This is a genomic window from Bradyrhizobium sp. OK095 (assembly GCF_900109945.1).
In the GTDB taxonomy this organism is placed as follows: domain Bacteria; phylum Pseudomonadota; class Alphaproteobacteria; order Rhizobiales; family Xanthobacteraceae; genus Bradyrhizobium.
Map to the genome: position 1 here is coordinate 358,938 of NZ_FOBX01000005.1, position 21,149 is coordinate 380,086.

Here is a 21,149-nt window from a genome sequence, read left to right on the forward strand (position 1 = left end):
AATTTTTATGAGCGCGCTGGCCAACCACGCATTTGCCAAGATGAACGGCATCGGCAACGAGATCGTCGTTGTCGACATGCGCGATTCCGCCTCAAAGGTCACGCCGGACGACGCCCGCGCGGTGGCTTCCCACGAGGGCGGCGTGCCTTACGACCAGCTGATGGTGCTTCAGAAGCCGCGGCTCGACGGCACCGAAGCTTTCATCAAGATCTACAACAATGACGGCTCGGAAGCCGGCGCCTGCGGCAACGGCATGCGCTGCGTGGTCCGCCGCATCTTCGAGAAGACCGGCCAGACCAATGCGACGTTCGAGACTGCAGCGGGCTTGCTCAATGCCTGGCAGGGCCCTGCGCCCGATCTCTACACCGTCGACATGGGTGCGCCGAAGTTCGGCTGGCGGGACATTCCGCTCGACCAGGAATTCCGCGACACCCGCTACATCGAATTGCAGATCGGGCCGATCGACAATCCGATCCTGCATTCGCCGTCCGTGGTGAGCATGGGCAATCCACATGCGGTGTTCTGGGTCGACGACGTCAACGCCTACGATCTCGGTCGCTTTGGCCCGCTGCTCGAAAACCATCCGATCTTCCCCGATCGCGCCAACATCACGCTCGCCCATATCGTCGATCGCGAGCACATCACGATGCGCACCTGGGAGCGCGGTGCGGGCCTGACCCGGGCCTGCGGCTCGGCGGCCTGTGCGACCGCGGTTGCGGCTGCACGCCTGAAGCGCACCGAGCGCAAGGTCGAGATGACGCTGCCGGGCGGCAAGCTCGGCATCGAATGGCGCGAGCGTGACGACCACGTGCTGATGACGGGCACCGCGACCTTCGAATATGAAGGCAATTTCGATCCGGCGCTGTTCGCGCCGGTCGGGTAATGCCTGTCGACATCGTCAACTTCGGCTGCCGCCTCAACGCATTCGAGGCCGAGGTGATCCGCCGCGAGGCGGAGGGCGCGGGCCTCTCCGACACCATCGTCATCAACAGCTGCGCCGTCACCAACGAGGCGGTGGCGCAGGCGCGCCAGTCGATCCGCAAGCTGAAGCGCGAGCGTCCGGAAGCGCGCATCGTCGTCACCGGCTGCGCCGCGCAGACGCAAAGCGCCATGTTCGCCGAGATGGACGAGGTCGATCGCGTCGTCGGCAATGACGACAAAATGCGCAGCGAAGCCTGGCGCGAGACGCGCGATGCGTTCGACATCGGCGCCAGCGAAAAGATCGCCGTCAGCGACATCATGGCCGTGAAGGAGATGGCACCGCATCTCATCGATGGCTTTGCCAGCGGCCTGCCGCGCGTGTTCGTGCAGGTGCAGAACGGTTGCGACCATCGCTGCACCTTCTGCATCATCCCCTATGGTCGCGGCAATTCGCGCTCGGTGCCGATGGGCGCGGTGGTCGAGCAGGTGCGGACGCTGGCCGAGCGCGGCCATGCCGAGATCGTGCTGACCGGCGTCGACCTCACCAGCTACGGCGCCGACCTGCCGGGCGCACCAAAGCTCGGCATGCTGACGAAGCAGATCTTGCGGCACGTGCCGGAGCTGAAGCGCCTGCGCATTTCCTCGATCGATTCGATCGAGGCGGACAACGATTTGCTCGATGCCGTCGCCGACGACGCGCGCCTGATGCCGCATCTGCACCTGTCGCTACAATCTGGCGACGACATGATTTTGAAGCGCATGAAGCGGCGGCATTCGCGGCAGGATGCAATCGCGTTCTGCGATCAGGTCCGTCGCCTGCGCCCCGACATCGCTTTCGGCGCTGATATCATCGCGGGCTTCCCGACCGAGACCGACGAGATGTTTTCGCGCTCGCTTGATCTGGTCGAGGAATGCGGCCTCACGTTCCTGCACGTGTTCCCTTACTCCCCACGCCCCGGCACGCCTGCCGCGCGGATGCCGCAGGTCGCGGGCGGTGCGATCAAGGCGCGCGCGAAGCGGCTGCGCGCGGCGGGGGAGGCAGCATTGCGGCAGAGGCTACAAGCCGAGATCGGCGCGACGCGCGATGTGCTGATCGAGAGCGACGGTCAGGGGCGCACGGAGCATTATCTGCCGGTGGTGATTGCGGGCGAACGTGTGGGAAGCGTCGTGCCGCTGACGATTGCCGGCAGTGATGGCGAGCGGCTGAGAGTCTAGCCGCTTACGACGCCCGGACCTGCCAGAACCGCAGCGTCCGCCGCGCATTCTCCGGGGTCATGCGCGCAAAATTGTTTTGCGCCCTCGCAAGGTCCGCCGGCTTCATCGCGCCCGTCGCAAAACGGCTTTCGAGCACGGCGGCGGCGGTGTCCCAGCTGAGCTGCGCCGCCTTGCACGGCACCAGCAGGCCGTCCTCGCGCAGGCTTTGCATCAGCGGACGAATCACTTCGACGGTCGAGCCGGACAGCGCCGCGAGCGCTGCGACGGCCTCTTCGTAGCGCCGCTGCCTGGCGAAGCCGAGGAGCACGGCCTCGGTGAGCTGACCGGCCGCCTTGAGATTCGCGATCGCCCGCTTGGCGCCTTCGAAATCACGAACCCCCGACATCTCGCGCTCGACGCCGACAGTGACGGCGGCGATGGAACTCTGGATTTCGTCGAATAGATCGGGCGGCGCGCGTGACAGCAATCGTGTGCGAACAGTATCCGTCGCCGTGCGCAGCAACTGGCGGCGCAGGTCCGAGGGCAGGTCGAGGCGGACGCCAACGCTCACGGCGAGCTCCGGATCGCTTTCGGCCTGTCCGACGATGACGGCGAATCCATTTCCGGACACGCGCGCGCCGGGATTGGCGGCAAGCCGCCGGCTGACGCTGGGATAGCGCCGCGCTAGCAGCGCGTCGGTGACAATTTCCTTCAGCCACCAGCGGCCGGCGACCGCGAGCAGATGCGGCTCGCCCTTGGATGAAGCGATCTTCACGAGTTCATCATCGTCGAGGCGCGCGGATTCCTGCAGCACCGGACCGGCGATACGAATCTCGTCATTGTTGGCAAGGCGGCGGATCACGGAGGGCGGCGCCTGCGCGATCGGTGCGAGCTGCGCGCTGATCTCGGCCAGCGCAATTCGCGCACCCATGTCGGCGATGGCGCGCAGCTCAATGGTGCCGATCAGGCGCGCAAGCACGTCGTCGAACAGCGCGATCTGCGCGTCGTCAAAGCTTCCGGCGGAGGAGAGAAACAGGTCGGTGACGCGGCGGGCGGTTTCGAGGCCCTTTTCCGCCGAGCCATGTCGAATGGCGGATTCGACCTCGTCGATGATGGATAGCTCGGCCGTGGACATGACGCGTTGCTCGTCCTGAGCGGATGACGGAAGCTTGTTCTAAGCAACTGCTATCATTAGAGACGAGCCCTGAACGTTTCGTAAACCATCGCTCGGTAGCCGAGCACTGCTCCTCATCCTGAGGAGCCCGCGTAGCGGGCGTCTCGAAGGATGGCCACGGGCGAGATGCGGGCCTGCATGGTTCGAGACGGCCGCTACGCGGCCTCCTCACCATGAGGGTCAAGCGCGACGCGGGTTATTCCCCATTCCACCCGCAGGAGCGGAGCTTTTCGTGCATGTGGGGCGGGGCCGGCGCGACCACGCGGACCGGCTCCTTGTTGCGGGAGATCGGCACCACGATCTCGCGGGAATGCAAATGAAGCTTCGGCTCGCCGAAGCGCGGGCCGTTGCCGTAAATGTTATCGCCGAAGATCGGCCAGCCGGTCGCCGACGAATGCACCCGCAATTGATGGGTCCGCCCGGTCACCGGTTCCATGGCGAGCCAGGTCACGCCATCGCCCCGGCCCATCACCTTCCAGTTGGTGACGGCCTTCTGACCCTCCGGGTCCGGCTTCTGCCACCAGCCGCGTTCGGCGTTGAGCCGGCCGAGGGGCATGTCGATGGTGCCTTCGTCCTCGGCAGGCCCGCCCTCGACCACGGTCCAGTAGGTCTTGCCGATCTTGCCGTGCTTGAAGAGCAGGCCGAGCGAGGCGGTCGCCTTGCGATGGCGGCCGAGGATGAGGCAACCTGAGGTGTCCTTGTCCAGCCGGTGGGCCAGCACCGGCGGCCGCGGCAGGCCGAAACACAGTGCGCCGAAGGAATCCTCCAGATTGGCGCCGCCCTTGGGGCCGCGATGCACCGGCAGGCCCGACGGCTTGTCGATGATCAGCATCAGCCCGTCGCGATGGAGCACGCGGGCCATGATCTCGTCGGCGGTCAAGGCGGGAACATCGAGCAATTGCAAGACTTTCGTTTACGGGCCGGAACGGCTAACACACCGCCATCATGAACGATACCACGTCAGATCCCCCCAAGCTGAGCTGGTGGCGCCGCCTGTCCAACGGGCTGAAGCGCACCTCGTCCTCGCTCGGGACCGCGGTCGCCGATCTCGTCACCAAGCGCAAGCTCGACCGCGCCATGCTCGACGACATCGAGGACGTGCTGCTGCGCGCCGACCTCGGCACCTCTGTCGCGGCGCGGATCGCGGATGCCGTAGGCACCGGGCGCTACGACAAGGCGATCTCGGCGGACGAGGTGAAGGATGTCGTCGCCACCGAGGTCGAGAAGGTGCTGTCGCTGGTCGCCAAGCCGCTCGAGATTGACGCGGCAAAAAAGCCGTTCGTCATCCTCGTGGTCGGCGTCAACGGCTCCGGCAAGACCACCACCATCGGAAAGCTTTCGCAAAAATTCGCCTCCGAGGGCCGCAGGGTGATGCTGGCCGCCGGCGACACGTTTCGCGCCGCAGCCATCGAGCAGCTGAAGGTATGGGGCGAGCGGACGAAGACGCCGGTCATATCAGCTGCGCAGGGCTCGGATTCAGCCAGCCTCGCCTTCAATGCGCTGACGGCCGCGAAGGAGCAGGCCGTCGACGTTCTCCTGATCGACACCGCCGGCCGCTTGCAGAACAAGGCCGAGCTGATGAACGAGCTCGAAAAGGTCGTCCGCGTCATCCGCAAGGTGGATGCGACTGCGCCGCATGCCGTGCTGCTTGTGCTCGACGCGACCGTGGGCCAGAACGCATTGTCGCAGGTCGAGGCCTTCCATCGCACGGCAGGCGTTACCGGCCTCGTGATGACGAAGCTCGACGGCACCGCGCGCGGCGGCATTTTGGTGGCGCTCGCGGAGAAGTTCAAACTGCCGGTGCATTTCGTCGGCGTCGGCGAAGGCGTCGACGATCTCGCGCCGTTCACCGCGCGCGATTTCGCCCGCGCCATTGCCGGAATCGAAAGTTGAGTATGGACAAAACCCAGCCGCATCCGCTGTTCAAGCTCGCGACCGAGCTCGGGCCGCTGCTCGTGTTCTTCTTCGTCAACGCGAAGTTCAATTTGTTCGCTGCGACGGGCGCCTTCATGGTCGCGATCGTCATTGCGATGATCGCCTCCTATGTGGTGACGCGCCACATCCCGATCATGGCGATCGTGACAGGCGTGATCGTGCTGGTGTTCGGCACGCTGACCCTGGTGCTGCACGACGAGACCTTCATCAAGGTCAAGCCGACCATCATCTACGGCCTGTTCGCCGCGATCCTCGGCGGCGGCCTGCTGTTCGGCCGCTCCTTCATCGCGGTCATGTTCGACCAGATGTTCAATTTGACGCCGCAGGGCTGGCGCATCCTGACGCTGCGCTGGGCATTATTTTTTGCCGGCATGGCGGTGCTGAACGAGATCGTCTGGCGCACCCAGAGCACTGATTTCTGGGTGAACTTCAAGGTGTTCGGCGTCACGCCGCTGACGATGATCTTCGCGATTGCCCAGATGCCGCTGACCAAGCGCTATGGTGTCGAGCCGGCGTCGCTGGAAGCGAGCGAGGCCGAGGCGGGGGACGTGAGGAAGTAATCCTCGTGTCCCGGACGCGCAAAGCGCGAGCCGGGACCCAGGCTCTCTCCAGCAATGCGATCGTGGTGACATGGGCCCCGGCTCTGCGGCGCACCGCTGAAGAGGCGCTGCGCCGCGTCCGGGGCACGAGCGCGAGGCTAACTCCCCGCCCCCAGCGCCTTCTCCATCTGCGGCAACAGCACCGTCCGCAAATTATCCGGCGTGATCGGTCCCACCAGCTTGTAGACGATGGTGCCTTCGCGTCCGACCACAAAGGTCTCCGGCACGCCATAGACGCCCCATTCGATCGAGGCGCGGCCGTTGGCGTCGACGCCGACACGGCCGAACGGGTTGCCGTAGCGGCCGAGGAAGCGCCGCGCATTGTCGGCAGCGTCCTTGTAGTTGATGCCGACGAGCTGGAAGCGCTTGTCTTTGGCAAGCTCAGTCAGCAGCGGCGCCTCGTCATGGCAGGGCACGCACCAGGACGCCCAGACATTGACGAGGCTGACCTTGCCCTTGAACCCGGCGGGGTCGAGCCCCGGCACCTGCGCATTGTCGGCCTGCAATCCATCGAGCTGCGGCAGCATCGTCTGCGGCGCCGGCCGTCCGATCAGCGCGGAGGGAATCCGCGAGGGATCGCCGCTGCCGAGCCGGAACCAGAACAGCAGTGCAAGTCCGATGAAGGCGAGTAGCGGCAGCACCATCAGGAAGGTGCGGCGCTGCGGCGTCGTTGAGGTCGATTGATCGCTCATGTGATCGTTCTTGGTGTGTCCACAGCACTCCGGCCCGAGCGGCGCGTGACGCCGCTGCGGTCGAGCTCGCGCAGGCGCTGCGTCTGGCTGCGATAATCGAGCACGATCCAGCCGATCAGGATCACGACCACAAGTGCCGCAGCCGCGTAAGACGTCACGATGAAGGACGCGTAGGGACCAAGCGACATGATCATGCGGCCCCTTTTGACGCGTTTTCTTCACGCGAACCGGTGCCCACTTCGCTCGAAAACGCTACGCGGCTCGCCTGCATCATTTGCAGGGAGCGAACGCGGCGGCGCAAAATCTCGTTGCGCATGGCAGCGATGTGCAGCGTGACGAACAGCAGCGTGAACGCGACCGCCATCACCAGCAGCGGAATCAAAAACGATTTGTCGAGCGAGGAGCCGCCCATGCGCATCACCGAGGCCGGCTGATGCAGCGTGTTCCACCAGTCGACGGAGAACTTGATGATGGGCAAATTGATCGCGCCGACCAGGGTCAGCACGGCGGCGGCGCGCGCCGCACGCGAGGGATCGTCGACCGCGCGCCACAGCGCCATCAGGCCGAGATACATCAGGAACAGGATCAGCATCGAAGTCAGGCGCGCGTCCCACTCCCAATAGGTGCCCCACATCGGCCGGCCCCACAGCGAGCCCGTGAACAGCGCGAGAAAGGTGAAGGCGGCGCCGATCGGAGCAGCCGCTTTCGCGGCGACGTCGGCGAGCGGATGGCGCCACACCAGCGTGCCCAGCGAAGCAATGCTCATCACGCCCCAGACGAACATCGACAGCCAGGCATTGGGCACGTGGATGAACATGATTTTGACGGTCGCGCCCTGCTGGTAGTCGTCGGGCGCAAGCGCGGACTGGTAAAGGCCGACGGCGAGCAGGATGACGGTCGCAGCCGCAAGCCACGGCAGCACCCGCGCCGTCAGCGCGAGGAACCGGGTCGGATTGGCGAGGTCGATCAGCGTCATGGTATTCTGATAATCACCGGGGGCTGCTCACGCAATCAGCACGAAAGCCCGCAGCGAAAATTGATCGGGGTCAAGGTCAATCAAGGCCATCTCAGTCAAGTCCGTGCCTCAGGCTCGCCGCCGCCGCGAACGGGCCGACCACGAGGCTGACCAGCGACAGCGCGCACAGGATTGAGAACGGGGCGCCGAAATTCATGGGACCGACGATCACGGCCTGCGAGGCCGCGACGCCGAAAATCAGCACGGGAATCGACAGCGGCAGCACCAGCACGGCCATCAAAAGCCCGCCGCGATGCAACGTCACCGCCAGCGCGGCGCCGATCATGCCGGTAAACGTCAGCGCCGGGGTGCCGGCCAGCAGCGTCAGCGCCACCGCGCCGGTTGAGACCATGTCGAGGTTGAGCAGCAGGCCCAGCACCGGGGTTGCGACAATCAGCGGCAGGCCCGCCGCCAGCCAATGCGCCAGCGCCTTCGCCGCGCAGGCGAGTTCCAGCGGCGTCCGGCTCATCGTGATCAAATCGAGCGAGCCGTCCTCATGGTCGGCCATGAACAGCCGGTCGAGCGTCAGCAGGCTGGCCAGCAGCGCGCCGAGCCACAGGATGGCAGGCCCCAGCCGCGACAGCAGCGCCAGATCCGGCCCCACCGCAAAGGGCATCAGGACGACGACGGTCAGGAAGAACAGCACGCCGATCAGCGCCCCGCCGCCGACGCGAAGGGCGATCCTGATATCCCGGCGGATGAGGGCTGACAGGGCAGTCATGGGGTGCTCCCATCGTGGCCCAGGGGCGGAGCGGTGCGCGGCCGCTTGGAAAACTGAGGGTCGTATCGCTTCATGCCATCCCCCCGATCCGAAGCTCCCGCGAATCGATCCCCAGCGGCGCGTGGGTGGCGGCCACGATCATCCCTCCGCGGGCGAGATGCTCCCGCATCAGGCCGCCGAACATGTCCTGACCGGCGACGTCGAGCGCATTGGTCGGCTCGTCCAGCAACCAGACCGGGCGGCGGACGGTCAGCAGCCGGGCCAGCGAGAGCCGGCGGCGCTGGCCGGCCGACAGGAAGCCCGCGGGCAGATCGGTGGCGTGGTCGAGGCCGACGGTGGCAAGGCTCTCGGCGGCGTCATTGCGCTCGCCGCCCAAGAAATCAGCCCAGAATGACAGATTTTCAACCACGCTCAGTGCCGGCTTGAGGGCATCGCGATGGCCGAGATAGTGGCACTGCTCCGGCAGCGTCATTTCAGCCTCGCCTCCGTCCAGTGCGATTGTTCCGCCGGCCGGAATGAGCAGGCCCGCGATCAGCCGCAGCAGCGAGGTCTTGCCCGATCCGTTGCGCCCCGTCACCGCCACGGCCTCGCCCGAGACCGCCTCGAAATCGAGCCCGGAAAACACCTCGCGGCCGCCCCGCACGCAAATCACCCCGCGTCCGGACAGCTGCATCTTGCCCTGGTTCAAACCGCTCAAAGCCAGGCCTCAGGAAAACTTGGGGTAGCGCATGGGAATTTTTGGCTCGCGACTTGCTGGGTTCGATTGCGGCTGTGGCGGCGCGGTTAGAAAGCTTCTATAAGCCGGGAACTACTTGATGCAGCACACTCAACCCGCCCCTGCAAGCGATCCAGCCGGTTTCGCTGACGGTGTTAAAATACCCCTTGCCGGGTATAACTAACAATTGGGATTCCCCTACATGACCTCGCTCGACAGCTTCAAATGCAAAAAGACCCTCAAGGTTGGCGCCAAGACCTACGTGTATTACAGCCTGCCCACGGCCGAGAAGAATGGTCTGAAGGGAATTTCGAAACTCCCCTATTCGATGAAGGTGCTGCTCGAAAATCTCCTCCGCAACGAGGACGACCGCACGGTCAAGAAGGCAGACATCGTCGCGTTCTCGAAATGGCTGCGCAAGAAGTCGCTGGAGCATGAGATTGCGTTCCGTCCCGCCCGCGTGCTGATGCAGGATTTTACCGGCGTGCCGGCGGTGGTCGACCTCGCCGCGATGCGCAACGCGATGCAGAAGCTCGGTGGCGATGCCGAGAAGATCAACCCGCTGGTGCCGGTCGACCTCGTCATCGATCACTCCGTGATCGTGAACTTCTTCGGCGACAACAAGGCTTTCGGCAAGAACGTCACCGAAGAATACAAGCAGAACCAGGAGCGCTACGAGTTCCTGAAATGGGGCCAGAAGGCATTCTCGAACTTCTCCGTCGTGCCGCCCGGCACCGGCATCTGCCACCAGGTCAATCTCGAATATCTCTCCCAGACGGTCTGGACCAAGAAGGAGAAGATGACGGTCGGCAAGAAGACCGGCACCTTTGAGGTCGCCTACCCTGATTCGCTCGTCGGCACCGACTCCCACACCACGATGGTCAACGGTCTCGCCGTGCTCGGCTGGGGCGTCGGCGGCATCGAGGCGGAAGCCTGCATGCTCGGCCAGCCGCTGTCGATGCTGCTCCCGACGGTCGTCGGCTTCAAGCTGAAGGGCGCGATGAAGGAAGGCGTCACCGCCACCGACCTCGTGCTGACCGTGACGCAGATGCTGCGCAAGCTCGGCGTGGTCGGCAAGTTCGTCGAGTTCTTCGGTCCCGGCCTCGACAATCTCTCCGTTGCCGACAAGGCGACCATCGCCAACATGGCGCCTGAGTATGGCGCGACCTGCGGCTTCTTCCCGGTCGATGCTGCTGCGCTCGATTATCTCAAGACCTCCGGCCGCGCTCCGGCGCGCGTCGCACTGGTGCAGGCCTATGCGAAGGCGCAAGGGCTGTTCCGCACCGCCAAGTCGGCCGATCCGGTGTTTACGGAGCTGCTGACGCTCGATCTCGGCGACGTCGTGCCGTCGATGGCCGGCCCGAAGCGTCCCGAAGGCCGCATCGCGCTGCCCTCGGTCGCCGAAGGCTTTTCGCTCGCACTCGCCACCGAGTACAAGAAGGCCGAGGAGCCCGCGAAGCGCTTTGCCGTCGAAGGAAAGAACTTCGACCTCGGTCATGGCGACGTCGTCATCGCCGCGATCACGTCCTGCACCAACACATCGAACCCGAGCGTCTTGATCGGCGCTGGTCTCTTGGCGCGCAACGCCGCTGCGAAGGGCCTCAAGGCCAAGCCGTGGGTGAAGACCTCGCTCGCTCCGGGCAGCCAGGTGGTCGCGGCCTATCTCGCCGATTCCGGTCTCCAGACCGATCTCGACAAGGTCGGCTTCAACCTGGTCGGCTTCGGCTGCACCACCTGCATCGGCAATTCCGGTCCGCTGCCGGAGGAGATCTCGAAGTCGATCAACGACAACGGCATCGTCGCCGCCGCCGTGCTCTCCGGTAACCGCAACTTCGAAGGCCGCGTCTCGCCGGACGTGCAGGCGAACTATCTCGCCTCGCCGCCGCTGGTCGTCGCGCATGCGCTCGCGGGCAGCGTCACCAAGAACCTCGCCGTCGAGCCGCTCGGTGAGGGCAAGGACGGCAAGCCGGTGTACCTGAAGGACATCTGGCCGACGACGAAAGAGATCAACGCCTTCATGAAGAAGTTCGTGACCGCCGCGATCTTCAAGAAGAAATATGCCGACGTGTTCAAGGGCGACGTCAACTGGCGCAAGATCAAGACGGTCGAGAGCGAGACCTATCGCTGGAACATGTCCTCGACCTATGTGCAGAACCCGCCCTACTTCGAAGGCATGAAGAAGGAGCCGGAGCCGGTCACCGATATCGTCGAGGCGCGCATCCTCGCCATGTTCGGCGACAAGATCACCACCGACCACATCTCGCCGGCCGGTTCGATCAAGCTCACCTCGCCCGCGGGCAAATATCTCAGCGAGCATCAGGTGCGTCCGGCCGACTTCAACCAGTACGGCACGCGCCGCGGCAACCATGAAGTCATGATGCGCGGCACCTTCGCCAACATCCGCATCAAGAACTTCATGCTCAAGGGCGCGGATGGCAACATCCCCGAGGGCGGTCTCACCAAGCACTGGCCGGACGGCGAGCAGATGTCGATCTACGACGCCGCGATGAAGTACCAGCAGGAGCAGGTGCCGCTGGTGGTGTTCGCCGGCGCCGAATACGGCAACGGCTCCTCGCGCGACTGGGCTGCAAAGGGCACCCGTCTGCTCGGTGTGCGCGCCGTGATCTGCCAGAGCTTCGAGCGCATCCATCGCTCCAATCTGGTCGGCATGGGCGTATTGCCGCTGACCTTCGAGGACGGCACTTCGTGGTCTTCGCTCGGTCTGAAGGGCGACGAAAAGGTCACGCTGCGGGGTCTGGTCGGCGATCTCAAGCCGCGCCAGAAGCTGACCGCGGAGATCGTCTCCGGCGACGGTTCGTTGCAGCGCGTTTCGCTGCTTTGCCGCATCGATACGCTGGACGAGCTCGAATACTACCGGAACGGCGGCATTCTGCACTACGTGCTGCGCAAGCTCGCGGCCTAAACGCGAATTTGTGAACGGTGGCTCACTGCGACGTGAGTAGAAGGTTAAACGAGGGCGGCCTATCACAAGGTCGCCTTCGTGCGTTACGACACGCCTCCGATGGCCCCGCCCGGCGGAAAACCTCGCCCCGGACGGTTGATAGTTCGATGCCCGTAAGACTACGGTGACCATCAGGCGATAGGATTTCCCCCACGCGTGCGAGGTGTGACGTTCAACATGACTGCAATGATGGCTTCTAATCTGGTTTCGCGCTGGTCCGGTGCACTCTGGTCGGGAGCACTCGGCATCTGCGCCATCGTCGCCGTCATTCGTCCCGCAGAAGCTGATCCCCGCGCCGTTGTCGAATTGTTTACCTCGCAGGGCTGCTCGTCCTGCCCGCCCGCCGACAAGGTCATCGGCGATCTCTCCAGCGATCCCTCGATCATCGCGCTGAGCATGCCGATCGATTATTGGGACTATCTCGGCTGGAAAGACACGCTCGCGGATTCGCGCTTCTCGGCGCGGCAGCGCGCCTATTCCCGCATGCGCGGCGACCGCGAGGTCTACACCCCGCAAGTCGTGGTCAACGGTTCGGCGCATGTCATTGGCAGTGATCGTGCCGGCATCGAGAGCGCGATCGGCAAGACCGACAACAGCGCGGGCGTGATGAGCGTGCCGGTGACGATGTCGCTCTCGGGCAAGCAGATCAACGTCTCGGTGGCCGCGAGCAAGGAGCCTGCGGTTTCGCACGGCGAGGTCTGGATTTGCTCGATCACGAAATCGGTGCCGATCTCGATCGCCAAGGGTGAAAATCGCGGACAGCAACTCACCTATCACAACGTCGTGCGCAACCTGCTCAAGGTCGGCGACTGGAACGGACGTTCGGAAAGCTGGACGGTGCCGCTGGAAAACCTCACGCGCGACGGCGTCGACGGCGCGGTGGTCTACGTCCAGGATGGCAGCCGCGAGAAGCCGGGCCCGATGCTCGGCGCTGCGTATACGTCGCTGCACTGAAGCGAACGCTTCGAGTCTCTGATCTCCGAAGACTACTCTCAATCCTCATGGTGAGGAGCGCGCCCTTGCGCGCGTCTCGAACCATGCAGGCCCGACTGACGCAGCTCGGCCTCGATCCTTCGAGACGCCGCTTACGCGGCTCCTCAGGATGAGGGGAGGGAGTTTAGCGCTACTCAGGGAAAAGCGGGTCGAGCCAGAAACATCCCGACACAAACAAAAAAGGACCAACTTGCGTTGGCCCTCCTTGTCGTGCGTACAGACCCGATCCTGTTCGACCCCGGGGGGCTGGGGGCTGAGGAATCCGGAACCGAAAGGACCGGGTCAACGCACACAAGTCTTTTCGCAATGCAGGGCGGCAGGCGCTTGGCGGAAAAGCGGCGACACTATGATTCCTGCTAACGATCCCGTGACGGATCGCCGCGACAGAGTTCCACCGTTGCGTGTGTCATGATTCGCCGCCGATCCGATCGGTTGAATGAGGAGCCTCTTGCGGAGGGGAACAGTTGGCGCAATCATGCAATTGTCATGATCCGCGTTTCCCGGACGGTCTTCGCGGACGCGATCATCCAGATGCGTCAGGAGGCGTTCCATGAGTCTATCGGAGGATGCCGATCCGAGCGGGCAGCGCGCGGCGGCGCATCCCGCCGCTGCGACGACGCACCCGAACCGGGTGACGTTCAACCGGATCGAGCTGCACCGCATTCTCAATCTCTACGGCCGCATGGTCGCCAACGGCGAGTGGCGCGACTATGCCATCGACTTCCTGAAAGACCGTGCCGTGTTCTCGGTCTTCCGCCGCGCCTCGGAAGTGCCGATCTACCGCATCGAGAAAGATCCGCGCCTGGCCCGCAAGCAGGGCATGTACAGCGTGATCTCGGCGACCGGCCTGATCCTGCGCCGCGGTCACGAGCTCGAGCGTGTGCTGCTGGTGATCGATCGGAAATTGGCGGTGGTTTGACGCGATCCTTAGCCCGGATGAGCGTAGCGACATCCGGGTCTTTGCTTGTGGTGTCCCGGGTATCGCTCCGCTCACCCGGGCTACGAGACCGAGCCTACGTCCCCGGCACCGTACCCGCGCCCTCGCCGAGATCGCGCTGCATCATCACCGTATCCAGCCAGCGGCCGAATTTCAGCCCGACACTGGGATGCGTGCCGATCATCTTGAAGCCGCCACGCGTGTGCACGCCGATCGAGCCGGCATTGGCGGAATCGCCGATCACCGCGATCATCTGGCGGAAGCCGCGCGCCTCGCATTCGGTGATCAGCCGCTCCAGCAGCAATGAGCCGATGCCGCGGCGGTGGAATGAGGGATTTAGATAGATCGAGTTCTCGACCGTGAAGCGGTAGGCTGGCCGCGGCCGGTAGGCGCCGGCATAGGCGTAACCGGCCACACGTCCCTCGAGGATGGCGACGAAATAGGGATAACCGCCGTCCACCAGCGCGCGATAGCGCCGCGTCATCTCGGTGAGGTCGGGCGGCTCCAGCTCGAACGTCGCGGTGCCCTCGCGGACAGCCTGCTGGTAGATGGCGGTGATGGCGGGGAGGTCGGCCTCAACGGTGGGCCTGATATCGGGTGCGGACATGGGGCGAGATTAAAGCCTTCGCCCGGCCGCTGGAAGGGGCCACAGCGCATCCACATACTCCGTCATTGCGAGGAGCCCTTGCGACGAAGCAATCCAGAAATGCATCCATGGAGGCACTCTGGATTGCTTCGCTTCGCTCGCAATGACGGCGCTCGCGCGGCACACCCCGCCCAAACAAAAACCCCGGCCTCTCGGCCGGGGTTCGTGTCCGTTCTCTCGTCCGTAGCGCTTAGTCGCGCTGGCCGAGGAGCTGCAGCAGCAGCGTGAACAGGTTGATGAAGTTCAGGTACAGCGACAGGGCGCCGGTGATGGCCGCACGCTCTGCGACGTCACCGCCGGCCGAGGCGTAGCCGTAGATGTAGTCGTTCTTCAGCCGCTGGGTATCCCAGGCGGTGAGGCCCGCGAACACCAGCACGCCGCCCACGGACACGATGAACTGCAGCATCGAGCTGGCCAGGAACATGTTCACCAGGCTCGCGATGATGATGCCGATCAGGCCCATGAACAGGAACGAGCCCATGGCAGTCATGTCACGCTTGGTGGTGTAGCCGTAGAGGCTCAGCGCACCGAACGTCGCCGCGGTGATGAAGAACACCCGCACGATCGACGTGTGGGTGAACACCAGGAAGATCGACGACAGCGAGACGCCCATCAGCGCCGCGAAAGCCCAGAACAGGATCTGGGCGGTCGAGGGCGCGAGACGGTTGATGCCTGCCGAGATCACGAACACCATGACAAGAGGCGCAAACATGAAGAGCCACTTCAGCGGGCCAAGGTACATCGCGCTGCCGAACGGCGTCAGATAGATCGCCTTCGCGCCGGTACCTATCCGAATCGCGTCGGCGGCTGAAGGGTCGGCTACCGCAGCCATGTAGACGCCGAGCGCGGCCAGGCCGGTGATGGCGAGGCCGATGCTCATGTAATTGTAGATGCGCAGCATGTAAGCGCGCAGGCCGGCGTCGACCGTCGCGGCGTCAACACGCCCGGCGGCCCTGCCGAAAGGAGAAGCGTAGTTACGGTCAAGGTCCGACATGGTCGAATTCCCGTTGGTTGGCCCGGTCCGGCATGAGGGTCGCCATGCCGCCGGTTCGTCAAATTCTACCTCGGATACCGATGTCTGCCGACTAAATTCTGGCTCACAATCGGGGCTCCGAACCCACTCGATATGTGGGAAACTAACACATTAGCTGCAACCGTCCACGCGCGGCTGAATGTCGCCCTTACCGGCAATTTAGACGAGCAGACGTGGTTAATCGCAGGAATCGTGCGATTTCGCTCCCGCGCAGCCACCCGCTACCATTTGTCACAAATTCCGCAACACCGTGGCGGGCTTTTTGTTCAACGCCAGCAGTGTGCCGGCGAGCCCGAGCCCGACGGTGACGATGAGGGCGGCCACGACCACGCCGGCCGCGCTGCCGGCCTGCCAGACGAAGCTCAGCGTCATCAGTCGCGTCACGATCATCCAGGCCGCGATGCTGCCGGCGATCACGCCGAACAATGCGGTGGCAAGCCCGATCAGGAGGTACTCGAGCGCATAGGCGCCGAGCAGCCGCAGCCGCGTCGCGCCCAGGGTCTTGAGGATCACCGCATCGTAGACCCGGTGGCGATGGCCGGCGGCGAGCGCCCCGCCCAGCACCAGGATCGCCGAGATCAGGGTGATCGCGCTGGCGCCGCGGATCGCCAGCGCCAGATTGGTCACGACCGCGCCGACCGTCTCCATCACCTCGCGCACGCGCACGCTGGTCACCATCGGGTAGGCGTCGGCGACCTGCTTGATGATCTTGCCGTCGGCCTCGGCACTGCCGCCGCTTTCCGTCAGCGTCGCGATATGGGTATGCGGCGCGCCCTTGAAGGCGTTCGGCGAGAACACCAGCACGAAATTGATGCCGAGGCCCTGCCAGTCGATGGTGCGCAGATTGCCGATTTTGGCGGGGATGTCGCGGCCGAGCACGTTGACCACGACCTCGTCCCCGACCTTGAGGCCGAGGCCGTCGGCGATCTTCTTCTCCATCGAGACCAGCGGCGGGCCGGAATAGTCGGCCTTCCACCATTCGCCCTCGACCACCTTGGAGCCCTTCGGCAGTTCGGCGGTATAGGTCAGGCCGCGGTCGCTTTGCAGCACCCATTCCGCATCGGTGGTGGGCTTGATGTCCTCGGCGCGGACGCCGCGCGCTCCGACAATGCGCCCGCGCAGCATCGGCACGTCCTCGACCGTCGCGCCCGGGGCGATCTGGCGCAAATAATCGTCGAACGGTGCGGCCTGCGTGCTCGGGATGTCGATGAAGAAGAACGACGGCGCGTGCTCGGGCAGCGCGGCCAGGAACTGCCGGCGCAGATTGCCGTCGATCTGGGTGATGGTGACGAGCACGGCTAAGCCCAGGCCAAGCGACAGCACGACCGAGGGCGTCAGCGCACCCGGCCGGTGGATGTTGGCGACCGCAAGCCGCAGCATCGGCAGCCGCGAGCGCGGCAGCCGCCGCGCGATCGTCATCAAGAGGGCCGCGATGCCGCGGAGCAAAACAAACACGACGACGGAGGACGCCACGAAAACCGCGGCGATCCGCTTGTCGAATGAGAGTCCGATCACCACCGCAATGAGCAGCGCGACCACGACGGCCATGAACACGAGATAGCCCAGGCGCGGCCGGTGCCATTCGGAGCTGATGGTGTCGCGGAACAGCGCGGCCACCGGCACGTCGTGCACGCGGCCGAGCGGCCACAGGCCGAAGGCGAGTGCGGTGAGCAGGCCATAGAGGAAGGACAGCGCGAGCTCGTCGGCATGCACGGCCGGCACCACCGGCAGCGGCAGCAGTTTTCCGAACAGGCCGACGATGGCGAACGGCATGGCGGCGCCGAGCGCGAGCCCGATCACCGAGCCGATTGCGGCCAGCAAGAGGACCTGCGCGAGATAGATGCCGAACACGTCGCGCCCGGTGGCGCCGACGGCCTTGAGGGCCGCGATCACCTCGAGCCGGCGGTCGATATGGCTCTTCACGGCATTGGCGACGCCGACGCCGCCGACCAGCAGCGCGGCCAAGCCGACCAGAGTCAGGAACTGCGTGAAGCGGCTGATGTTGCGTTCGAGCTGCGGCGAGGCGTTGGAGCGGCTGCGGACCTCCCAGCCGGCCTGCGGCGCAGCGTTGCGCGAATCCGCGATGAAGGCGTCCGTGGCGCGCTCGCTGTTGCCAATATCAGGCAGCTTCACCCGGTAGACCCAGCGCACCAGGCTGCCGGGCTGGATCAGCCCGGTCGCGCGCAGGCCCGCCTCGCTGATCAGGAAGCGCGGGCCAAAACCGATACCGCCAGCGAGCTTGTCGGGCTCGGCTTCGACGGTGCTGCGGATCTGGAACGTCGCGGACCCGACGGTGACGCGGTCGCCGGTCTTGAGCGACATTCGCGCCAGCAGTGTCGGATCGGCCGCAGCGCCGAATACGCCGTCGCGCTCTGCAAGCAGCTCGGACATTGGCAGTGGCGGCGCCAGCGTCAATTGTCCCAGCATCGGATAGGTGTCGTCGACCGCCTTCATCTCGACCAGCGCGAGCTGGCCGTCGACCGAGCGCGCCATGCCGCGCAGGGTCGCGGCGGTCGAGACGGTGCCGCGCGCGCGCAGGAAGGCGACCTCTTCGGGTTTCGCCTCGCGCTGGAACAGCACGAACGAGACGTCGCCGCCGAGCAGCGTGCGGCCTTCGCGGGCGAGACCGTCGCTCAGGCTCGCCGAGACCGAGCCGACGCCGGCGATCGCCATCACGCCGAGCGCGATGCAGGCAATGAAGACGTAGAAGCCGCGCAAGCCCCCGCGCAATTCGCGCAGCGCGTAGCGCAGCGACAGCGCGACGCCATTGGGCTTCGCGAACGGTTCGACAGCGAGGCTCATGCGGGTGCGGACTGCGTGTCGATACGACCCGAACGCAGGCGGATGACGCGATCGCAGCGATGCGCCAGCGCCGAATCGTGCGTCACCAGCACCAAGGTCATGCCGCGCTCGGTATGCTTGCTAAACAGGAGGTCGACGATCTGCTTTCCGGTGGTCTCGTCGAGATTGCCGGTCGGCTCATCCGCGACGAGGATGGCGGGATCGGGCGCCAGCGCGCGCGCGAGCGCGACGCGCTGCTGCTCGCCGCCGGACAGCTGCGTCGGATAATGATGCAGGCGATCGCCGAGCCCGACCGATTGCAGCTCCTGCGCCGCGCGCTTGGCGGCATCCGGATTGCCGGCGAGCTCGAGCGGCACCGCGACGTTCTCCAGCGCCGTCATGGTCGGGATCAGATGGAAGGACTGGAAGACGATGCCGACCTGCCGGCCGCGGAAGCGGGCCAGCGCGTCCTCGTCGAGGGCATTGAAAGGCGTGCCGTTGACCACCACCTCTCCGCTATCAGGACGCTCCAGCCCCGCCATCACCATCAGCAGCGTGGATTTGCCCGAGCCTGACGGGCCGATCAGGCCAATCGTCTCGCCCGAGCCGACGCGCAAGCTGATATCCTTGAGGATGTGAACGCGTGCCGCCCCCGAACCCAATGACAGATTGACGTTGGAGATGGCGATGGTGTCCGGCGTGCTGCCGGCGAGCGAAGAGGATTCGATGCGAGTGTCCATGGTCCGGTCATATGGCAACTCCGTACACGCGGTCGAGAGGCGTTACGGATTCTTCATGCACATAGCCGTGTTGATGCTCGCTTTGATGACGGTTGCGAACCCGGCTTGGGCGGAAGCGACAAAACCGCTCAAGCTTGTCGTTCTCGGCGATTCCTTAAGTGCCGGCCTCGGCCTCCCGGCCCAGGAGGCCTTCCCCGCAAAGCTCCAAAAAGCATTGCAAGCCAAAGGCATAGAGGTCGACATGACCAATGCCGGGGTGTCCGGCGACACCTCCTCGGGCGGCCGCGACCGGCTCGACTGGTCGGTCCCGGACGGAACCGAGGGCGTGATCATCGAGCTCGGCGCCAACGACGCGCTACGCGGCATCGATCCCGATTTGACGCGCGCCGCGCTGACCGAGATCGTTGCGCGTCTCAAGGCGCGCAGGATCCCTGTGATGTTGTGTGGCATGCTGGCGCCGCCGAACTACGGCGCCGATTATGCCGCGCGCTTCAATTCGATTTATCCGGATCTGGCGAAAAAATTCGACGTGCCGCTCTATCCGTTCTTCCTCGACGGCGTCGCCGCCGACGCCAAGCTCAACCAGGCCGACGGCATTCATCCGACCGCGGCCGGCGTCGACATCATCGTCGGCAACATGATGCCCACAGTGGAGGCATTTTTGCGCAACATAAGCGAGCAGCGATGATGAAAAGCGGGCAACGCTAACCCTAATTCCCAGGGTTTTACCGGGGTGAGGCGCGCGACTCTTCGCAGAGTCACACAAACGCGATAGGAATCAAGGTACAGATGATTCGTCGCCGGCTCTAAAATTTGGATATGATCTTTCCTTGAAGGGATCATGCCCAAGCATCGGGAGTGCGAAACGATGCCGCGTTTGTTCACTGGTCTGGAAATCCCGGCTGAAGTCAGCCAGACGCTTTCCAATTTGCGAGGTGGCCTTCCCGGCGCCCGCTGGATCGATCCCGAAAATTATCACGTCACCCTGCGCTTCATCGGCGATATCGACGGCATGTCCGCCAACGAGATCGCCTCGATGCTGTTTCGCGTCGACCGCAAGCCGTTCGAGGTGAAGGTGCAGGGCTTGCAGAGTTTCGGCGGCCGCAAGCCGCGCGCGGTGGTCGCCAGCATCGCGCCGAGCAAGCCGCTGATGGAATTGCAGGCCGAGCTCGAACGCTTGATGCAAAGGATCGGTCTCGACCCTGAGGGACGCAAGTTCATCCCGCATGTCACGCTGGCCCGCCTGCACGACGCCACCGACCGCGACGTCGCCGATTATCTCTCGATGCGCGGCTACTTCCCGAGCAAGGCGTTCACGGCGGAACGTTTTGTGCTGTTCTCCTCCCGCGCGTCCACCGGCGGCGGGCCGTATGTGGTCGAGGACGCCTACGAGCTGTGTGAGTGAGGTCTTTCTCGGCGCGTTATCTCAGTGGCGCCACGCCTGATCGACTGACGTCGGTCCTAGCAAAGTCCTCGCCTTTGAACAGCAGTGGTTCGCTGCGGGTCGTAGCCAGCGCGTAGGAGAAGCAGTCTCCGTAGTTGAGCGATGCGGCGTGACGTCCTTTGCCGTAGCGACGCCAAGCGCGTCGTGCCGTATCAACTTGGTTGGCGTCGACCGCCACGATCTCCGCGCCGATCTTGACAAGCCAGAGATCGAACTCACGCCCGCCTGCATCACCCAGCCGCGTCTCGATCACCATCGCAGCTTCAAGCACCGTTGCCGCAGAGATCAGGCGGACCGGATCATCTGCAATTTGAACTTCGAGGTCTGGCGCATCGGGCTCGTTGAGAGCGATGGCCACGATCGCAGATGCGTCGATCACCATCAGCGTGGCAATCCATGCTCGTCGTATCCGAGAATCTGCTCGGGTGTGCGGTCATCCACGACTCGCATTTCGCTCCAGCGTCGCCTGATCTCGGCCATGTCTTCCAGCAGTGCGGCTTTGCGAGTTTGACCGCCGAGCCGACGCAGGCGCTCCTCGATGGCGCGCTTGGTCGCCGTCGTGATGTTCTCGCCGGTCAATTGGGCCAGACTCCGCGCCAATTGCTCCGTTTCGGGGTCCTTGATGCTTAGTGCCATGTTGAGGTTCC

Annotated in this window: 22 protein-coding genes; 9 read left to right on the plus strand and 13 right to left on the minus strand. The window is 64.6% G+C overall.

What is annotated here, in order from left to right:
• The first annotated feature begins 7 nt into the window (after nucleotides 1-7).
• Complete coding sequence (gene dapF / locus BMW89_RS16090; RefSeq protein WP_092027951.1) at nucleotides 8-883, plus strand: diaminopimelate epimerase; 876 nt, start codon at nucleotides 8-10, stop codon at nucleotides 881-883.
• A complete protein-coding gene (gene mtaB / locus BMW89_RS16095) occupies nucleotides 883-2,136 on the plus strand; it encodes a tRNA (N(6)-L-threonylcarbamoyladenosine(37)-C(2))-methylthiotransferase MtaB (RefSeq protein WP_092027952.1) in 1,254 nt (417 codons plus the stop codon). The genes dapF and mtaB overlap by 1 nt, the downstream gene beginning before the upstream one ends.
• Nucleotides 2,137-2,140: 4 nt before the next feature.
• Here mtaB and BMW89_RS16100 read toward each other — a convergent pair whose 3' ends face one another.
• A complete protein-coding gene (locus BMW89_RS16100; RefSeq protein ID WP_092027953.1) occupies nucleotides 2,141-3,250 on the minus strand; it encodes a DUF2336 domain-containing protein in 1,110 nt (369 codons plus the stop codon).
• Nucleotides 3,251-3,485: 235 nt separating this feature from the next.
• Complete coding sequence (locus BMW89_RS16105; protein WP_244547602.1) at nucleotides 3,486-4,187, minus strand: RluA family pseudouridine synthase; 702 nt, start codon at nucleotides 4,185-4,187, stop codon at nucleotides 3,486-3,488.
• 47 nt (nucleotides 4,188-4,234) lie between these two features.
• On the opposite strand from BMW89_RS16105, the gene ftsY reads away from it, so the two are divergent.
• Nucleotides 4,235-5,182 carry a signal recognition particle-docking protein FtsY gene (gene ftsY / locus BMW89_RS16110; RefSeq protein ID WP_092027954.1) on the plus strand — a complete coding sequence of 316 codons (948 nt, stop codon included), beginning with the start codon at nucleotides 4,235-4,237 and terminating at the stop codon, nucleotides 5,180-5,182.
• 2 nt (nucleotides 5,183-5,184) lie between these two features.
• On the plus strand, nucleotides 5,185-5,784 hold the full coding sequence (locus BMW89_RS16115) for a septation protein A (RefSeq protein WP_092027955.1): 600 nt from the start codon (nucleotides 5,185-5,187) through the stop codon (nucleotides 5,782-5,784).
• 137 nt (nucleotides 5,785-5,921) lie between these two features.
• Here the strand turns inward: BMW89_RS16115 and BMW89_RS16120 are convergent, their stop codons facing one another.
• The 5 genes from BMW89_RS16120 to ccmA all read right to left on the minus strand — a co-directional run bounded on the left by BMW89_RS16120 (nucleotide 5,922) and on the right by ccmA (nucleotide 8,924).
• Nucleotides 5,922-6,515, minus strand: coding sequence for a DsbE family thiol:disulfide interchange protein (locus BMW89_RS16120; protein ID WP_092027956.1), 594 nt, complete (start codon nucleotides 6,513-6,515; stop codon nucleotides 5,922-5,924).
• The gene (gene ccmD, locus BMW89_RS16125) at nucleotides 6,512-6,709 is read right to left on the minus strand and encodes a heme exporter protein CcmD (RefSeq protein ID WP_092027957.1); all 198 of its coding nucleotides are present in this window, start codon (nucleotides 6,707-6,709) and stop codon (nucleotides 6,512-6,514) included. The genes BMW89_RS16120 and ccmD overlap by 4 nt, the downstream gene beginning before the upstream one ends.
• Nucleotides 6,706-7,491: a heme ABC transporter permease gene (locus BMW89_RS16130; protein WP_092027958.1), complete on the minus strand. Its 786-nt coding sequence runs from the start codon at nucleotides 7,489-7,491 to the stop codon at nucleotides 6,706-6,708. The genes ccmD and BMW89_RS16130 overlap by 4 nt, the downstream gene beginning before the upstream one ends.
• A gap of 91 nt (nucleotides 7,492-7,582) precedes the next feature.
• A complete protein-coding gene (ccmB, locus tag BMW89_RS16135) occupies nucleotides 7,583-8,251 on the minus strand; it encodes a heme exporter protein CcmB (RefSeq protein WP_092027959.1) in 669 nt (222 codons plus the stop codon).
• A 70-nt stretch (nucleotides 8,252-8,321) separates the two neighbouring features.
• Nucleotides 8,322-8,924 (minus strand): heme ABC exporter ATP-binding protein CcmA, encoded by a 603-nt coding sequence (ccmA, locus tag BMW89_RS16140; RefSeq protein WP_092028076.1) that lies wholly within the window; start codon nucleotides 8,922-8,924, stop codon nucleotides 8,322-8,324.
• A 244-nt stretch (nucleotides 8,925-9,168) separates the two neighbouring features.
• Between ccmA and acnA the strand changes: the two genes are divergently transcribed.
• From acnA to BMW89_RS16155, 3 genes are all read left to right on the plus strand, one after another.
• The gene (gene acnA / locus BMW89_RS16145) at nucleotides 9,169-11,889 is read left to right on the plus strand and encodes an aconitate hydratase AcnA (RefSeq protein WP_092027960.1); all 2,721 of its coding nucleotides are present in this window, start codon (nucleotides 9,169-9,171) and stop codon (nucleotides 11,887-11,889) included.
• A 216-nt stretch (nucleotides 11,890-12,105) separates the two neighbouring features.
• Nucleotides 12,106-12,882, plus strand: a complete 777-nt coding sequence (locus BMW89_RS16150) for a DUF1223 domain-containing protein (RefSeq protein ID WP_092028077.1) — start codon at nucleotides 12,106-12,108, stop codon at nucleotides 12,880-12,882.
• Between the two features lie 589 nt (nucleotides 12,883-13,471).
• A complete protein-coding gene (locus tag BMW89_RS16155) occupies nucleotides 13,472-13,840 on the plus strand; it encodes a DUF2794 domain-containing protein (RefSeq protein ID WP_092027961.1) in 369 nt (122 codons plus the stop codon).
• A 94-nt stretch (nucleotides 13,841-13,934) separates the two neighbouring features.
• Here the strand turns inward: BMW89_RS16155 and BMW89_RS16160 are convergent, their stop codons facing one another.
• The 4 genes from BMW89_RS16160 to BMW89_RS16175 form a co-directional block, all read right to left on the minus strand.
• Nucleotides 13,935-14,465: a GNAT family N-acetyltransferase gene (locus BMW89_RS16160; protein ID WP_092027962.1), complete on the minus strand. Its 531-nt coding sequence runs from the start codon at nucleotides 14,463-14,465 to the stop codon at nucleotides 13,935-13,937.
• Nucleotides 14,466-14,694: 229 nt separating this feature from the next.
• Nucleotides 14,695-15,498, minus strand: coding sequence for a Bax inhibitor-1/YccA family protein (locus BMW89_RS16165; protein WP_092027963.1), 804 nt, complete (start codon nucleotides 15,496-15,498; stop codon nucleotides 14,695-14,697).
• Nucleotides 15,499-15,768: 270 nt separating this feature from the next.
• Complete coding sequence (locus BMW89_RS16170) at nucleotides 15,769-18,339, minus strand: ABC transporter permease (protein ID WP_092027964.1); 2,571 nt, start codon at nucleotides 18,337-18,339, stop codon at nucleotides 15,769-15,771.
• Entirely contained in the window at nucleotides 18,336-19,058 is a 723-nt protein-coding gene (locus tag BMW89_RS16175) for an ABC transporter ATP-binding protein (protein WP_092027965.1), read from the minus strand. Before BMW89_RS16175 ends, BMW89_RS16170 begins: the two co-directional genes overlap by 4 nt.
• A gap of 55 nt (nucleotides 19,059-19,113) precedes the next feature.
• Here BMW89_RS16175 and BMW89_RS16180 point away from each other — a divergent pair, with 55 nt between their 5' ends.
• Entirely contained in the window at nucleotides 19,114-19,746 is a 633-nt protein-coding gene (locus BMW89_RS16180; protein WP_177196080.1) for an arylesterase, read from the plus strand.
• Between the two features lie 180 nt (nucleotides 19,747-19,926).
• Nucleotides 19,927-20,463, plus strand: a complete 537-nt coding sequence (gene thpR / locus BMW89_RS16185; protein WP_092028078.1) for an RNA 2',3'-cyclic phosphodiesterase — start codon at nucleotides 19,927-19,929, stop codon at nucleotides 20,461-20,463.
• 16 nt (nucleotides 20,464-20,479) lie between these two features.
• Here thpR and BMW89_RS16190 read toward each other — a convergent pair whose 3' ends face one another.
• Nucleotides 20,480-20,884 (minus strand): type II toxin-antitoxin system VapC family toxin, encoded by a 405-nt coding sequence (locus tag BMW89_RS16190; RefSeq protein WP_092027967.1) that lies wholly within the window; start codon nucleotides 20,882-20,884, stop codon nucleotides 20,480-20,482.
• Nucleotides 20,884-21,138 carry a type II toxin-antitoxin system VapB family antitoxin gene (locus tag BMW89_RS16195; RefSeq protein WP_092027968.1) on the minus strand — a complete coding sequence of 85 codons (255 nt, stop codon included), beginning with the start codon at nucleotides 21,136-21,138 and terminating at the stop codon, nucleotides 20,884-20,886. The genes BMW89_RS16190 and BMW89_RS16195 overlap by 1 nt, the downstream gene beginning before the upstream one ends.
• Nucleotides 21,139-21,149 lie beyond the last annotated feature (11 nt).